Origin of the sequence: Actinoallomurus spadix (assembly GCF_024055725.1) — a bacterium.
Taxonomy (GTDB): Bacteria; Actinomycetota; Actinomycetes; order Streptosporangiales; family Streptosporangiaceae; genus Actinoallomurus; species Actinoallomurus spadix.
On record NZ_JAMXMX010000011.1, the window covers coordinates 156,000 to 170,438 of the forward strand.

Genomic DNA, 14,439 nt, shown 5'->3' on the forward strand with positions numbered 1-14,439 from the left:
CTTGATGGACCTGACCGCACGCGCCGCCGAGCTGGACGCCGAGGATCCCCTCGCGCACCTGCGCGCGGAGTTCGACCTCCCGCCCGGCACCGTGTACCTCGACGGCAACTCCCTCGGCGCCCCGCTCCGGCGCGTCGCCGACCAGCTGCAGCGGGTCGTCCGCGAACAGTGGGGCGGCCGGCTCATCCGGTCATGGTCGGAGGGCTGGTGGGAGGCGCCCCGCCGGGTGGGCGAGCGGATCGCGCCGCTGCTCGGCGCCGCGCCCGGTCAGGTCGTGGTCGCCGACTCGACCAGCGTCAACGTCTTCAAGGCGCTGGTCGGCGCCGTACGGCTCGCGCCCGGCAGGAGCGAGATCGTCGTCGACGCGGCCACCTTCCCGACGGACGGCTACATCGCGACGTCGGCCGCCGAGCTGACCGGCCGCGTCCTGCGCACCGCGGACATCGACGACCTCCCGGCGGTGCTCGGCGACCGCACCGCGGTCGTGCTGCTCAACCACGTCGACTACCGCACGGGCCGGTTGCACGACATGGCCGCCGTGACGGCGCGCGTGCACGCGGCCGGCGCGCGCGTCGTGTGGGACCTGTGCCACAGCGTCGGCGTGCTCCCGCTCACCCTCGACGCGCTGGGCGTCGACCTCGCGGTCGGCTGCACCTACAAGTTCCTGAACGGCGGCCCGGGCGCGCCCGCCTTCCTGTACGTGCGGCGCGACCTGCAGGAGGCGTTCGACCAGCCGCTGTCCGGCTGGGGCGGGCACCGGGAGCCGTTCGCCATGGCCCCGGACTACGTTCCCGCCGAGGGGATCGAGCGCGGCCGCTGCGGCACTCCGGACATCCTGTCCCTGCTCGCCCTGGAGTCCGCCCTGGAGGTGTGGGACGGCGTGGCCCTGGCCGACGTACGCGCCAAGGGCCTGTCGCTGACCGGCTTCTTCATCGAGTGCGTGACGGAGCTCCCGGCGCCGGGCACGGTCGAGGTGCTGACCCCCGGGGACGAGCGGCGCGGCCACCAGGTCTCCCTCCGCCACCCCGATGCCGAGGCTGTCATGACGGAGCTGATCGCCCGTGAGGTCATCGGCGACTTCCGCGCCCCCGACGTCCTGCGCTTCGGCTTCGCCCCGCTGTACGTCACCCACGCCGACGCCCTCCACGCCGCCCGGACCCTGGCGGACGTCCTCGGGTAGCGGCCTCAGATGATGGCGGTGGTGGCCTCGTCGTCGATGAGGCGCAGCCAGCGGTAGCCGTAGCCGGCCAGCTCGATCTCCCGGCCGAGGTCGGTGGCCGGCGCGTCGCCGAACATCTGGCGGATCCGCTCGACCCCGGTCAGGTCCAGGTCGTCCGGCAGCTTGACGCGCACCGGGTCGGCCGAGACGTTGTGCAGGGTGACGACGCGGCCGTCCCGCCACCGGTACGCGAGGCCGAGCACGCGCGGGTCGCCGACGTCGAGGACGTCCCACTCGCCCCAGCCGAACTCCGGGCACTCGCGCCGGACGCGGATCGCGCGGGCCGTCCACGAGGACAGCGAGTCCGGGTCGTGGCGCTGGGAGACGACGTTGACCTCGCGGAAGCCGTACTCGCGGTCGGCGAGGACGGGCCGGTAGACCTCTTCGGCCGGTGAGAACCCGCCGTTCGGGCGGGCGGACCACTGCATGGGCGTACGGACGGCGAGACGGCCGTTCAGGGACAGGTCCTCCCCCATGCCGATCTCGTCGCCGTACAGGAGGACCGGTGTGCCGGGCAGCGCGAGGGTGAGCGCGAGGACGAGGCGGATCCGGCGCGGGTCGTTGCCGAGCATGGGCGCGAGCCGCCGCCGGATGCCACGCCCGTACACGCGGTGGGTCTCCTCGGGCGCGAAGGCGGCGAAGATCTCGTCGCGCTCGGACTCGCCGAGCAGGCCGAGGTTGAGCTCGTCGTGATGGCGGCAGAAGTTGGCGAACTGGCCGCCGACCGGATGCGGCGGCCGGTTCTTCAGCGCCTCGGCGAGCGGGGCCGCGTCGCCGCGGGCGTGCGACAGCCACTGGGCCGCGCAGCCGCGGAAGTCGAACAGCATCTGCACGCCCTCGCCGCCGTCGAGGCCGAAGTAGCGCTGCTGTTCCTCCGGGGAGACGTTCGCCTCGCCGAGGAAGATGGCGTCGCCGCGCCGCCGCTGGAGGAACTCGACCATCGACCGCAGGAAGGTGACCGGGTTGTCGCGGCAGTCGGTGCCGACCGTCTCGATCATGAACGGCAGCGAGTCGACCCGGAAGCCGGAGATGCCCAGCTCCAGCCAGAAGCCGAGGATCTTGTTCATCTCGTCGCGGACCTCGGGCTTGGTGATGTCCAGGTCCGGCATGAAGTCGTAGTACCGGTGCATGTACCACTGGCCTCTGGCCTCGTCGTAGGACCAGGTGCCGTCCTGCTCACCGGGGAAGGCGACCTCGCTCGGCTCCTCGCGCGGGCGGTCGCTCCAGACGTAGTAGTCGGGCCGGTCCCGGAACCAGCGGTGCTCGATGCTCGTGTGGTTGAGCACGAGGTCGACCAGCACCCGGAGGCCGAGGTCGTCGGCGGTGCGGAGCATCTCGACGAAGTCGCCGAGGCTGCCGAATCGCTCGTCGACCGCGTAGTAGTCGGTGATGTCGTACCCGTCGTCCCTGAGCGGCGAGGGGTAGAACGGCATCAGCCACAGGCAGTTCACGCCGAGTCCGGCGAGGTAGTCCAGCCGCCGGGTCAGGCCGGACAGGTCGCCGACGCCGTCGCCGTCGGTGTCCAGCCAGGTCGCCACGTCCACGCAGTACACGACCGCGTTCTTCCACCACAGGTCACTGGTCGCCTTGTCCGTCATGGGCGGCTCTTTACCCTGCTTTACCCGGAGTGCACGTACCCCGGGGATGCGCGGTGCGTAATCGACTATGCGCGACATTCCGCTAAAAAGCCGTCTAGCAGGCTTTTCACCGGAAACCCGCCTATAGCGCCACATGGCATCGACGGGCTGGCTACGCTCGCTGATTCGCGGCCTCTCGGCCAGATCAACCCCGACATCGAGTGGAGGAATACGAACGTGCACTGGCAGCGACTCGTGATGGCCGTGGCCGTGACCGCCGCCGCGGTGGGAGCGGGATTCGCCCTGCGCGCGCTCCTCGGCCGGCTCGCGCACCGCGCGGGCAACACCCGGTGGGCCTGGGACGACCTGTTCGTCCGGCTGCTGCGCGACCTCGCGGTGGTGCCGTGCACGGTCCTCGGCCTGTGGATCTCGGTGCTGACGCTGCACCTGAAGCCCGGTATCCGGACGACGACGGGCCGCGCCCTGGTCGCCGTCCTCATCCTGACCATCTCCATCGCGATCGCGCGGTTCGCCGCGGGGGTCGTCTCCTCGATCGCGCTGGCCCGCTCGGGCGTCGCGCAGTCCGCGACGATCTTCGTCAACATCGTCCGGGTGGTGATCGTCGGGATCGGCGCGCTCATCCTCCTGCAGAGCCTCGGCGTATCGATCACCCCGTTGCTGACCGCCCTGGGCGTGGGCGGCCTGGCGGTCGCGCTGGCGCTCCAGGACACCCTGGCCAACCTGTTCGCCGGAGTGCACATCCTCGCGTCGCGAAAGGTCCAGCCGGGCGACTTCGTCCGGCTGGACAGCGGCCAGGAGGGCTACATCGTCGACATCAACTGGCGGAACACCACGATCCGCCAGCTCCCCGACAACCTGGTGGTCGTGCCGAACTCGCGTTTCGCCGACGCGATCGTGACGAACTTCCACCGGCCGGCGCAGGACATGTCGATCTCCGTCAAGGTCGTCATCGGCTACCACAGCGACCTCGACCACGTGGAGAAGGTGACCCTCGACGTGGCCGAGGAGGTGATGGCGACGGTCGACGGTGGCGTCACCGACTACGAGCCGTCGGTCCGGTTCACCACGCTGGGCGAGACGAGCATCGGCTTCTCGGTCAACCTGCGGACCCGGGAGTTCACCGACCAGTACGTCGTGATCCACGAGTTCATCAAGAGGCTGCACCGCAGGTACCGGGAGGAGGGCATCGACTCGCCGCTCACCCAGACCGGCATCCTCCTCGCGAGCGCCGCCCAGCCTCGCTGACCGGCCTTACGCGACCGCCTCGTCGCCGGCCGGCTCAGACGAGCCGGTCGGTGATGGCGGACAGGCGGCGGACGAGGGACACGGCGTGTTCGCGTTCGCCGGCCGGCAGGTCCGCCCAGAGTTCGGCGAACCGGCCGACGATCTCCTGTCTCTTCTCCTCCAGTACCGCCCGGCCCGGGGCGGTCAGCGCGACGCACCTGCTCCGGCCGTCGCTGGCGTGCGGAGTCCGCTCGACCATTCCCCGGCGTTCCAGCGCGACGAGGGCGCGGGTCACGGTGGGCTGAGCCAGCCCGGCCCGCTCCGCCACCGCTGAGATCCCGCGGTCCCCCGCGACGTCGATCGCCCCCAGGACCACCAGCTGCGGCACCGAGATGGCGTCCCCCGCGACCGCGTTGGCCGCGCCGCCCGTACGGCGGGCCGCACGGAGCAGGTCCAGCACCGCGTCGACGAAGTCTTCAAAAAAGTCGACCTTTTCGTCACTTCCGGTCGTTACAGGACCCCGGTCCGTCATGTATATAGCGTACTATGGAGTCGGATTGAGGAGACGGCCATCATGGACGAGGCATTCATTCCCAGCCCCGACGGCGCCGAGCGGAGCGCCCCGCACAGACCCCTGTACGTCGTGGGCGTGGACGGATCCGACTCCGGCCGCGCCGCGCTGTGCGAGGCCGCCGACGAGGCGGACCGGGCCGGTGCGCGGGTCCTGTGCGTGCACGTGCGCTGCCAGCCGAGCATCGGCGAGATGGCCGCGCTCGTCGCCCCCGGCGCCGCGCTGGCCAGCCGGGACTGCCGGGACCTCATGGAGATGCAGGCGTGGCTGGACTGCGTGCAGATCCTGGACCCGCTCGCCTGCCCCTGGGAGTTCCAGGTCGTCATGGGCCGTCCCGACAAGATCCTGCGCGAGGTGATGATGACCCGGCACGGCGACGCGCTGTTCGTCGGGCAGTCGCCCCGCCCGGGCCGGTGGGCCCGGTGGTTCCACCGCTGTCCCGCGCGCCGGCTGGCCGGTGCCCGGGAGTACTCCGTCCATCTCGCGATCGCGCCGTGACGGACCGTCGCGAGCGGCGTCCAGGGACGCGTCCGCCGCTGATGATGAAGGCGCGCAAGGCGAAGAAGGCGACCTGAGCGCCGCTCCCCGCCTCGGTGTCCCGTTAACCCGTGAGCCTCGCGGGTAGGGGCGGAGCGTTGCCACGCCGTGCCCGGCCCACGGGCCGGCGGATCCTCGGGAACGCTCGTGAGGGGTGATGGGATGACGGACCGCAACAGACCTCGCGTCGTCGTGGTGACGGGGGCGAGCGGGGGCATCGGACGCGCGGCGGCACGGGAGTTCGGCGCGCGCGGCGACAAGGTGGCCCTGCTGGCCCGGGGCGAGACCGGGCTGCGGGCCGCGGCGGAGGAGATCCGCGACGCCGGCGGGGAGGCACTGCCGATCCCCACCGACGTCGCCGACTGGGAGCAGGTACGCGACGCCGCCGACCGCGTCGAGGAGGAGCTCGGCCCGATCGACGTGTGGGTGAACGTCGCGTTCAGCTCCGTGTTCGCCGAGTTCAAGGACATCGACCCCGCGGAGTTCAGGCGCACCACCGAGGTGACCTATCTGGGGTACGTCCACGGCACCAAGGCGGCGCTCGACCGGATGCTGCCGCGCGACCACGGCGTGATCGTGCAGACCGGGTCGGCGCTGGCCAAGCGCGGCATCCCGCTCCAGTCGGCGTACTGCGGCGCCAAACACGCGATCCAGGGGTTCCACGAGTCGCTGCGGACCGAGCTGCTGCACCGCAAGAGCAACGTCCGGGTGACGATCGTGCACATGCCGGCGGTCAACACCCCGCAGTTCGACTGGGTGGAGAGCAAGCTGCCGAGGCACGCGCAGCCGGTCCCGCCGATCTACCAGCCGGAGGTCGCCGCGCGGGCGCTGGTGTACGCCGCCGACCACCCGAAACGCCGGGAGTACTGGGTGGGCGGCAGCACGGTGCTGACGCTGCTGGCCAACCGGATCGCCCCGGGCCTGCTCGACCGCTATCTCGCGCGGACCGGGTACGACTCGCAGCAGACCGACCGGCCCCGCGACCCGCACCAGCCGGCGAACCTCTGGAAGCCCGCCGACGGCCCCGACGGTCACGACTTCGGCGCGCACGGCGACTTCGACGACAAGGCGCACCCGCGCAGCATCCAGACCTGGGCGGCGGAGCACCGCGGCCTGCTGGCCGTCGGCGCGGGGGCCGCGCTGGGCCTGACCGGCGCCGGACTCCTGCGGAACGGACGATGACGACGCCGCTGAGGATTCAGCCGCTTGCGCGGCTGACGTGGGGCACGCTCCTGGTCACGGCGCCGGGCGCGGTCCTGCAGATGATCACCGGGCGGCCCGCCACGGCCTCGCAGCGGTGGGTGCTGCGCGTGCTCGGCGGCCGGCACGCCCTGCAGGCCGGAATCGACCTGGCCCGGCCGACCCCGACGGTGCTGCGGCTCGGCGCGGCGGTGGACCTGCTGCACGCGGCGACCTGCGCGGGCGCCGTGGCGTTCCTGCCGCTGTGGCGGCGCCCGGCCGCCGTGGACGGGACGGGCGCGCTCGTGCTCGCGGCGGGCGCGCTGGCCCACGCGCGGACCCGCTGACCGCTCAGCCGCTGCGTACGGCGCGCAGCGTCTCCTTCAGCGAGGACAGGGTGGCGAACACGGCCGTGGGCTCGTAGCCGCAGTGCGCCATGCAGTTGGCGCAGCGGGGGTCGCGCCCGCGGCCGTAGGAGTCCCAGTCGGTCTCCTCGACCAGCTCCCGGTAGGTGCGGGCGTACCCGTCGGCCATCAGGTAACAGGGCCGCTGCCAGCCGAACAGCGAGTAGGACGGGATCGCCCAGGCCGTGCACGGGAAGTCGACCCGGCCCTCGAGGAAGTCGAGGAAGAGCGGTGAGTGGTTGAAGCGCCAGCGCCGCCGGTTGCCGCCGGCGAACGCCTTCTGGAACAGCCGCGTCGTCTCCTCGACGCCCAGGAAGTGCTCCTGGTCGGGGGCCCTCTCGTAGGCGTACGCCGGGGAGATCATCATCTGGTCGACGGCCAGGTCGTCGTTCAGGTAGTTCAGCACGTCGATGACCGTCTGCGGGCTGTCGGTGCTGAAGAACGTCGTGTTCGTCGTCACCCGGAACCCGCGGCGCCGGCACTCCCGGACGGCGGCGACGGCCTCGTCGAACACGCCCTCCTTGCACACCGAGGCGTCGTGGCGCTCGCGCAGGCCGTCGATGTGCACCGTCCACGCGAAGTACGGCGACGGCTCGAACTGGTCGAGCTTCTTGGGGATGAGCAGCGCGTTGGTGCAGAGGAAGACGTACTTCTTGCAGGCGACGAGTTCGCGGACCATCCGGCCGATCTGCGGGTGCATGAGCGGTTCACCGCCCGCGATCGACACCATCGGCGCCCCGCACTCCTCCACGGCGGCCACCGCCTGCTCGACGGGCATGCGCCGGCGCAGCACGTCGGCGGGGTGCTGGATCTTGCCGCAGCCCGCGCAGGCGAGGTTGCACGCGAACAGCGGTTCCAGCTCCACGAGCAGCGGGAATCTCCGCACGCGCCGCAGCCGGCGCCCCAGGATGTACGCGCCGATGCGCAGGCTCTGCCGGACCGGCATGCTCATGCCCCGCCCTCCTTCGTGATTCCCGCCCAGGCGACCAGGACCGGGGCGACGCGGCGCAGCCGGCTCCGGGCGATGAGGACGCGGCGTACGGTGCCGGGCCGCAGGAGCGGCAGGGCCGGGGTGTCGACGATGACGCGCACGGCGACGAAGGGCGTTCCGGTCGCGGCCTCGGCGAGCGGCCCGGTCTCCATGTCGACGGCGCGGACGCCGGCGGCCGCGAGGCGCAGCCGCTCCCCGCCGGTGACGAGGCGCGGCGAGGTGAACAGCGGCCCCGTGCGCGGGTTCAGGCCCGCCAGCGTCAGGCGTTCGGCGATCGGGCGGGCCGCCGCGCACGGGATGACCCGCTCGCCGAACCGCACCTCGGTCGCCACGAGCACGTCGCCGGGGCTCAGCCCGCGGTCGAGCGCGCCGCCGAATCCGGTGATCGCGAGGGCGGCGTGCTCGGGCAGCCGGGCGGCCGCGCGGGCGGCGCGGCGCGGCCCGAGGCCGGTCCGGACGACGCGGACGTCGCGCGCGGACGACGGCACCCCGCGCCGTACGGCCCGCCGCTCGACGCGCAGCGCGGTGCAGATCACCAGCCCGCTCACGGTCCCTCCGCGAGACCGGCCGCCGAACCGGCCGCGGTGTCCTCCGCGGCGGCGTCCGCGCGCAGGTAGCGGCCGAGGGCGCTGATCGGGAAGACGAGCCGGTACAGGTGATAGTTGATGTAGAAGTCGCCGGGGAAGCCGGTCCCGGTGAAGTAGGGCTCGTCCCACGTGCCGTCCGCGCGCTGGGCGCCGACGAGCCACGCCACCCCGCGTTCGACCGCCGCCGAGCGCTCCCCCGCCGCCAGGAGCCCGATGAGCGCCCAGGCGGTCTGGGACGGGGTGGAGTGCCCGCGCCCGATCCAGGCCGGATCGCGGTAGGACCGCAGGTCCTCGCCCCAGCCGCCGTCGTCGTTCTGGTGACGTTCGAGCCAGGCGACGGCCCGCCGGACGCAGGGCCGCTGCGGGCGCACGCCGGCCGCGACCAGGGCGGGCAGCACGGCCCCGGTGCCGTACACGTGGTTGGCGCCCCAGCGGCCGAACCAGGAGCCGTCCGGCTCCTGGGCCTCCAGCAGCCAGACGACGGCCCGGCGCAGGACGTCCTCGTACTCCGTGGGGCGCTCGTGCGCCAGCGCCTCGACGACGTGCGCGGTGACGTCGGCGGACGGCGGGTCGATCACGGCGCCGAAGTCGCAGAACGGCAGGCGGAGGCACAGCTCACGGGTGTTGTCGGCGTCGAACGCGGCGAACCCGCCGTCGCGGGACGCCATCCCGGCCATCCAGCGCAGCCCCCGGTCGATCGCCGGTCCGGCGCCCGGGTGCGCGACCCGGCGCAGCCCGAGGATCACCTCGGCGGTGTCATCGGTGTCCGGATAGCCGTCGTTGTCGAACTCGAACGCCCAGCCGCCCGGCGGCAGCGACGGCCGCCGTACGGCCCAGTCGCCGGGGCCCCTGACCTCCTCGTCGAGCAGCCATCCGGCGGCCCGTACGAGCGCGGGCTGGTCGCCGGGCACGCCGGCGTCGCGCAGCGCGTTGACGGCCAGCGCGGTGTCCCACACCGGCGACTGGCACGCCTCCAGGCGGCGGCCCCGCTCGTCGCGGATCGTGAACCGCTCGAGCCCGGCCAGGCCCCGGCGCATGACGGGGTGGTCCACCTCGTAGCCGCACAGGTGGAGGGCGATGAGCGAGTACACCCACGGCGGCTGGATGCCGCCCCAGGAGCCGTCCGGCTCCTGCCGGGCGACGATCCACTCGGCGGCGCGGCGCAGGGCCGCGCGCCGCAGGCCGGGCACGGGCCGCCGCTCGTAGCGGTGCAGCGCGCGGTCGAGGGCGCCGAAGAACCCCTCCCAGCCGAACCGGGGCCCGCGGCGCGGCCTGCGGCCGGTGCGCAGTTCGTCCAGGTCGAATGGCAGGGGCCGGACCGGGCGCCGCGCGCTCACGATGGTCAGCGGCACCACCGTCTGCCGGGCCCAGCACGCCCAGTCGTAGACGTTGAGCGGGAACCACGGTGGCAGGAACACCAGCTCGGGCGGCATGACCGGCAGGTCCGTCCACGGCCACTGCCCGAACAGCGCCAGCCAGATGCGGGTGAAGACCCGGCTGGCCTCGATTCCGCCGTGCCGGCGCGCGAAGGCGGCGGCGGCGCGCATGTGCGGGGCGTCGGCGGGGTCGCCGGCCAGGCGCAGCGCCGTGTACGCCTCGATGGTGGTGGACAGGTCACCGGGTCCCTCGTGGAAGTTGGCCCACGAGCCGTCCGCGCGCTGCTCGGAGCGGATCCAGCGGGCGGCCTCGGCGGTGTCGCCGGCGTCGCGGACGCCGAGGAACTCCCGCAGCAGCAGGTCCTCGGCGTCCATCGTGACGTTCGTCTGCAGCTCGGCCTTCCACCATCCCTCCCCGGCCTGCAGGCCGAGGAGGTGGTCGCAGGCCGCCTTGAGCGCGGCGTCGGCCCGAAGGGCGACGCCGTCGACGGCGGTACGGGTGTCTGTGCTCACTCAGTGGTCCCGGGATGCGATGAAACGGATGATCTCCCCGAACTCCTCGCGGACGCCGCGGGGCAGGTCGAGGGCCGCGAGCTGGCGCTCGGCCGCGTCGAGCCGGTGCTCGGCCTCGGCCTCCGCCCACGCGCGCCCGCCCGCCTCCTCGACGAGCCGGGCGGCCTCGGCCAGCTCGGGCTCCGACAGCGGGTCCGGCTGGGCGAGGAGCTTGGCGAGGCGCTCACCGGCGGTCGTCCCGCTGGTGATGGCGGCGACGACCGGCAGGCTCTTCTTGCGCGCCCGCAGGTCGGCCAGGACCGGTTTGCCGGTGACCTCCGGCGCGCCCCAGATGCCGAGCAGGTCGTCGGCGAGCTGGAAGGCCAGGCCCGCCTGCGCGCCGAACGCCGCGAGCGCCGCGACGAGGTGCGCGGGACCCTCGGCGACCATCGCGCCGATCGAACAGGAGCAGGCGAGCAGCGAGCCGGTCTTGTCCGCCGACATGCGGCGGCACTCCTCCAGGCTCACCTCGGGCCGCCCCTCGAACTCCAGGTCCGAGGCCTGCCCGGCGATGAGGCGCTGGGTGGCGGCGGCCAGCCCCCGCGCCGCCCACACGCCGCCGCGCGTGCCCTGTTCGAGGAGGAGCTCCCCGGCCAGGACCAGCAGCGCGTCGCCGGCGAGCATCGCGGCCGACCGGCCGAACACGGTCCAGGCGGATGGCCGGTGCCGGCGGACGCGGTCGCCGTCCATGATGTCGTCGTGCAGCAGCGAGAACGCGTGCACGAGCTCCACGGCGGCGGCGGCCGGCAGGCACGACCCGACGTCGGCGCCCGCCGCGCGGGCCGACAGGATCGCCAGCGCCGGCCGCAGCGCCTTGCCGCCCGGCGTGGCGGGCCGGCCGTACGGGTCGCTCCAGCCGAGGTGGTACCCCGCGACGCGGGCGGTCAGCGGGTCGAGGCGCGCCACGGCGTCGCGGAGCACCGGTTCGACGAGCGAGCGGGCGCCGGCGACCGACGGCGGGGCGGGCGCCGTCATGAGGCGCCTCCCGCCAGGTGGCTCCGGACCAGACGGGCGGCGGTGAGTCCGCTGCGCACGGCTCCCTCCATCGTGTCGGGCCAGCCCGTGTCGGTCCACGAGCCGGCGAGGTACAGCCCGGGCCACCGTGTGGCGGGTCCGGGCCGGAGTGCGCCGCTGCCGGGCGCCTGGCGGAAGGTCGCGCGGCGTTCCCGGGTGACGAAGAAGTCGCGCAGCCGGGCGTTCCGTGCCGCGGGGAACAGCTGTTCCAGCGCCGGGACGAACTCCGCGCGGAGCTTGGCGGTCGGTTCGTCGATCCAGCGGTCCGCCGCCGACACCGAGACGGCGAGGTACTGGCCGGCGCGGACGCCGGAGGCGCGGGTCCGGTCGAAGACCCACTGCACGGGCGAGTCGACGACGGCCGCGAACGGCAGATCGGTGACCGGCCGTTCGTAGTGGAGGTGGACGTTCACGATCGGGCTCTCGCCGAGGCCCGCCCAGCGTTCCCGGTCCGGGACGGCGTCCCACGGCACGAGGTGCGCGGCCTGCCGGTGCGGGGTCGCGACGATGACGGCGGCCGCGTCGATCCGCTCGCCGTCCACGACGAGCACCGGTCCGGGCTCGATGGCGGTGACCTTGGCGGCCAGCCGTACACGGCCGCCCCGTTCCCGGATCGCGAGCTGGGCGGCGGCGCCGTGCAGGTCGCCGAGGGGCACGGCGGGCACGCCGAGGTCGGCGGCGTCCGCCCGGCCCAGCAGGGCGGTGCGGAACACCATCGCGGCCGGGCCCAGGGCCGCCTCCTCCACGCCGATGTTCAGGGCGGCGACGGCGAACAGCTCCCACAGGGCCCGCCGCGCCGTGTCACGCTGCCCGTGGGCGGCCAGCCAGTCCCCCAGGCCGATCCCGTCGAGGCCCGGGTCGGCGGGATCGAGACGGCGCAGGGCGAGCGCGCAGCGCACGGCGCGCAGCCGGTCGGCCGGGCGGAGCAGCGAGTAGGCCGCCAGGGCCGGCATCAGGTGCAGCGGCCCCGGAAGCGCCGCGCGCCGGAGCCGGCCGGGCCGCCCGGCGGGAGTGAGGACCCGCAGGTCGAACCGGTCCTGGAGCCGGACCCGGTCGGTGACGCCGAGCCGGTCGAGCAGGCCGCGGTAGGCGGTGCAGCAGCGCAGGAAGACGTGCTGGCCGTTGTCGACGACGAGCCCGTCCCGCTCGAACGAGTGGGTGGCGCCGCCCAGCCGGGGACGCGCCTCGTACACCGTGACCGGGAGACCGGCCTCGCCGAGCGCGAGCGCGGCGGTGATGCCCGCCAGGCCGCCGCCGACGACCGCGATCGGCGTCATCGGCCCGCGGCGGCCCGGCGGACGCACCGGCCGCCGGGCCGCCGACGGCGCCGGCCGGTCGGCGCGGCCCGTCGCGGGCCACCCGCCCAGGCCGGGCGCCTCCGGCCGGCGGTCCAGCACCGACGGGTTCACCGGCCGGCCCCCACCAGGGCACGGGCCGCGACCATCGCCTTCTCCCAGGTCGGCAGGGCCGAGCGGGCGGCCAGCGCGGCGGTCGGGTCGGCGGCGATCCGCTCGAGCAGCGACTGGTAGATGCCGGCCATCGCCGCCGTGCAGGCCGCGCTGCGCCGGTCCAGCAGGGGCAGCAGCCGCAGGCCGCGCAGGTACCAGCCGCGGGCCCGGTCGGCCTCGAACCGCAGCAGGGCCGCCAGCCGGTCCGGCGGGTCGGTGAAGGCGCCGTCGCCGTCGAGGCCGAGCGTGCACCCGAACCGGTCCAGGTCCTCGGCCGGGAGGTAGATCCGCCCGATCAGGCGGTCCTCCCGTACGTCCCGCAGGATGTTGGTGAGCTGCAGGGCGATGCCGAGGGAGTCGGCCAGCGGCGCGGCGGCCTCGACGTCGTCGGCGCCGAAGACGCCGAGCGAGAGGCGCCCCACCGACCCGGCGACGCTGCGGCAGTACGTGACGACGTCCTCCGCGCGGGCGTACGTCGTGCCGCGCACGTCGGAGGCGCACCCGTCGATGAGCTCGTCGAACGCCGTCAGGGGGATGGGCAGGCGGCGGGCGGCATCCCGGAGGGCGACCAGCACGGGGTCGCCGGGGTCGGGCGCGCGGCGGTGCAGGGCGGCGCGCTCCTCCTCCAGGCGCGCGAGCCGCCGGTGGGCGGGCCCGTCGCCGTCCCCGATGTCGTCGATCCGGCGGGCGAAGGCGTAGACGGCGCTGAGCGCGCGGCGCTTCGGCCCCGGCAGCAGCCGGATGCCGTAGGAGAAGTTGCGGGCCTGTGTGCGGACGATCTGCTCACAGCTTCGATAGGCGTCGGATACGCTCACCGGCTCACCTTCCTGTCGCGAGGACGCGCAGCCACGTCGTCAGCAGCCGCGTCCGCCGGGGGCGGACGGCCCGGCCGAGGACGTCGTGGTCCGCGGCCACGAGCGCGGTGATCGTGGCGCGGCCGCCCGCGATGTAGCCGGCCACGGCGACCCGCGCCGGGCCGGTCAGCTCCGAGACCAGGCCGGTCCCGGCGTCCAGGAGCGCGCCGGCCCGGGTCGTCTGCAGGGCGATCGTGCGGCGGAGCCGGTCCGGGGTGGTCGCGCGGGCGAAGTCGTCGTCCGTGCAGCCGAACCGGCGCAGGTCGGCGCCGGGCAGGTAGACACGGCCCCGCGTGTAGTCCTCGCCGACGTCCTGGCAGTGCTCGATCACCTGCAGCGCCGAGCAGACCTGGTCGGAGAGGGCGCAGCGCCGCCGGTCGGCGACGCCGAACACGTGCAGGACGATGTGGCCCACGGGGTTCGCGGACAGCTCGCAGTAGCCGAGCAGGTCCTCGAAGCTCTCGTAGCGGGTGACGGCCTGGTCGCGCCGCCCGGCCCGGATCAGCCGCCGGAACGGCTCGTCGGGGATGGCGAACTCGCTGACGGTCCGCTTCAGCGCCCCGACGGCCGGCACCCGCGCGGCGCGCCCGGCGTAGAGACGTGCCAGGTCGTCCTCGACGACGTCCAGCAGGCGGAGCCGGTCGGCCGGCGGGGCCTCGTCTCCGATGTCGTCGATGAACCGGGCGAAGCCGTACACCGCCATCAGGTGTCGGCGGTACCCGCGCGGCAGCAGCCGCGACGCCACCGGGAAATTCTCCCGGCGCGCTTTGTATATGACACCCTCTGCCGATGACACGGCTTCACGATTTCCCTGGGGAGGCGACGTAAACGACTGGGCGGCCGATAACAGCCGCACCAAACCTCATATCGACGATGATTTGACTG

At 74.0% G+C, this 14,439-nt stretch carries 14 protein-coding genes; 5 read left to right on the top strand and 9 right to left on the bottom strand.

Translation table 11 applies throughout. The features are described from left to right. Nucleotides 1-4: 4 nt before the first annotated feature. On the top strand, nucleotides 5-1,180 hold the full coding sequence (gene kynU / locus NE235_RS18680; RefSeq protein WP_252804622.1) for a kynureninase: 1,176 nt from the start codon (nucleotides 5-7) through the stop codon (nucleotides 1,178-1,180). A gap of 5 nt (nucleotides 1,181-1,185) precedes the next feature. On the opposite strand, the gene NE235_RS18685 is transcribed toward kynU, so the two are convergent. Beyond that, nucleotides 1,186-2,817 carry an alpha-amylase family protein gene (locus NE235_RS18685; RefSeq protein WP_252804624.1) on the bottom strand — a complete coding sequence of 544 codons (1,632 nt, stop codon included), beginning with the start codon at nucleotides 2,815-2,817 and terminating at the stop codon, nucleotides 1,186-1,188. Between the two features lie 216 nt (nucleotides 2,818-3,033). Here NE235_RS18685 and NE235_RS18690 point away from each other — a divergent pair, with 216 nt between their 5' ends. Then, nucleotides 3,034-4,062 carry a mechanosensitive ion channel family protein gene (locus NE235_RS18690; RefSeq protein ID WP_252804626.1) on the top strand — a complete coding sequence of 343 codons (1,029 nt, stop codon included), beginning with the start codon at nucleotides 3,034-3,036 and terminating at the stop codon, nucleotides 4,060-4,062. Between the two features lie 34 nt (nucleotides 4,063-4,096). Here NE235_RS18690 and NE235_RS18695 read toward each other — a convergent pair whose 3' ends face one another. Next, the gene (locus NE235_RS18695; RefSeq protein WP_252804628.1) at nucleotides 4,097-4,573 is read right to left on the bottom strand and encodes a MarR family winged helix-turn-helix transcriptional regulator; all 477 of its coding nucleotides are present in this window, start codon (nucleotides 4,571-4,573) and stop codon (nucleotides 4,097-4,099) included. Between the two features lie 42 nt (nucleotides 4,574-4,615). Here NE235_RS18695 and NE235_RS18700 point away from each other — a divergent pair, with 42 nt between their 5' ends. The 3 genes from NE235_RS18700 (at nucleotide 4,616) to NE235_RS18710 (ending at nucleotide 6,675) form a co-directional block, all read left to right on the top strand. Next, nucleotides 4,616-5,110 carry a universal stress protein gene (locus NE235_RS18700; RefSeq protein ID WP_252804630.1) on the top strand — a complete coding sequence of 165 codons (495 nt, stop codon included), beginning with the start codon at nucleotides 4,616-4,618 and terminating at the stop codon, nucleotides 5,108-5,110. Between the two features lie 201 nt (nucleotides 5,111-5,311). After that, the gene (locus NE235_RS18705) at nucleotides 5,312-6,331 is read left to right on the top strand and encodes an SDR family oxidoreductase (protein ID WP_252804633.1); all 1,020 of its coding nucleotides are present in this window, start codon (nucleotides 5,312-5,314) and stop codon (nucleotides 6,329-6,331) included. Further along, a complete protein-coding gene (locus NE235_RS18710; RefSeq protein WP_252804635.1) occupies nucleotides 6,328-6,675 on the top strand; it encodes a hypothetical protein in 348 nt (115 codons plus the stop codon). Before NE235_RS18705 ends, NE235_RS18710 begins: the two co-directional genes overlap by 4 nt. 4 nt (nucleotides 6,676-6,679) lie before the next feature. Here NE235_RS18710 and hpnH read toward each other — a convergent pair whose 3' ends face one another. Genes hpnH through hpnC form a run of 7 tightly spaced genes read right to left on the bottom strand, consistent with a single transcriptional unit; the run spans nucleotide 6,680 to nucleotide 14,410 of the window. Beyond that, nucleotides 6,680-7,684, bottom strand: coding sequence for an adenosyl-hopene transferase HpnH (hpnH, locus tag NE235_RS18715; protein WP_252804637.1), 1,005 nt, complete (start codon nucleotides 7,682-7,684; stop codon nucleotides 6,680-6,682). Further along, a complete protein-coding gene (locus NE235_RS18720; RefSeq protein ID WP_252804640.1) occupies nucleotides 7,681-8,271 on the bottom strand; it encodes a phosphorylase family protein in 591 nt (196 codons plus the stop codon). The genes hpnH and NE235_RS18720 overlap by 4 nt, the downstream gene beginning before the upstream one ends. Continuing rightward, on the bottom strand, nucleotides 8,268-10,199 hold the full coding sequence (gene shc, locus NE235_RS18725; protein ID WP_252804642.1) for a squalene--hopene cyclase: 1,932 nt from the start codon (nucleotides 10,197-10,199) through the stop codon (nucleotides 8,268-8,270). The genes NE235_RS18720 and shc overlap by 4 nt, the downstream gene beginning before the upstream one ends. Further along, entirely contained in the window at nucleotides 10,200-11,213 is a 1,014-nt protein-coding gene (locus NE235_RS18730) for a polyprenyl synthetase family protein (protein WP_252804644.1), read from the bottom strand. Further along, nucleotides 11,210-12,661 carry a hydroxysqualene dehydroxylase HpnE gene (gene hpnE / locus NE235_RS18735; RefSeq protein WP_252804646.1) on the bottom strand — a complete coding sequence of 484 codons (1,452 nt, stop codon included), beginning with the start codon at nucleotides 12,659-12,661 and terminating at the stop codon, nucleotides 11,210-11,212. Before hpnE ends, NE235_RS18730 begins: the two co-directional genes overlap by 4 nt. Next, nucleotides 12,658-13,515, bottom strand: coding sequence for a presqualene diphosphate synthase HpnD (gene hpnD / locus NE235_RS18740; protein WP_252804648.1), 858 nt, complete (start codon nucleotides 13,513-13,515; stop codon nucleotides 12,658-12,660). Before hpnD ends, hpnE begins: the two co-directional genes overlap by 4 nt. A gap of 4 nt (nucleotides 13,516-13,519) precedes the next feature. Then, on the bottom strand, nucleotides 13,520-14,410 hold the full coding sequence (gene hpnC, locus NE235_RS18745) for a squalene synthase HpnC (RefSeq protein WP_308206105.1): 891 nt from the start codon (nucleotides 14,408-14,410) through the stop codon (nucleotides 13,520-13,522). Nucleotides 14,411-14,439: the final 29 nt, after the last annotated feature.

Bases quoted from the DNA above. Each gene is read 5' to 3' on its own strand.
- kynU (WP_252804622.1), top strand. From the start codon at position 5: ATGGACCTGACCGCACGCGCCGCCGAGCTGGACGCCGAGGATCCCCTC.
- NE235_RS18685 (WP_252804624.1), bottom strand. From the start codon at position 2,817: ATGACGGACAAGGCGACCAGTGACCTGTGGTGGAAGAACGCGGTCGTG.
- NE235_RS18695 (WP_252804628.1), bottom strand. From the start codon at position 4,573: ATGACGGACCGGGGTCCTGTAACGACCGGAAGTGACGAAAAGGTCGAC.
- NE235_RS18700 (WP_252804630.1), top strand. From the start codon at position 4,616: ATGGACGAGGCATTCATTCCCAGCCCCGACGGCGCCGAGCGGAGCGCC.
- NE235_RS18705 (WP_252804633.1), top strand. From the start codon at position 5,312: ATGACGGACCGCAACAGACCTCGCGTCGTCGTGGTGACGGGGGCGAGC.
- NE235_RS18710 (WP_252804635.1), top strand. From the start codon at position 6,328: ATGACGACGCCGCTGAGGATTCAGCCGCTTGCGCGGCTGACGTGGGGC.
- hpnH (WP_252804637.1), bottom strand. From the start codon at position 7,684: ATGAGCATGCCGGTCCGGCAGAGCCTGCGCATCGGCGCGTACATCCTG.
- NE235_RS18730 (WP_252804644.1), bottom strand. From the start codon at position 11,213: ATGACGGCGCCCGCCCCGCCGTCGGTCGCCGGCGCCCGCTCGCTCGTC.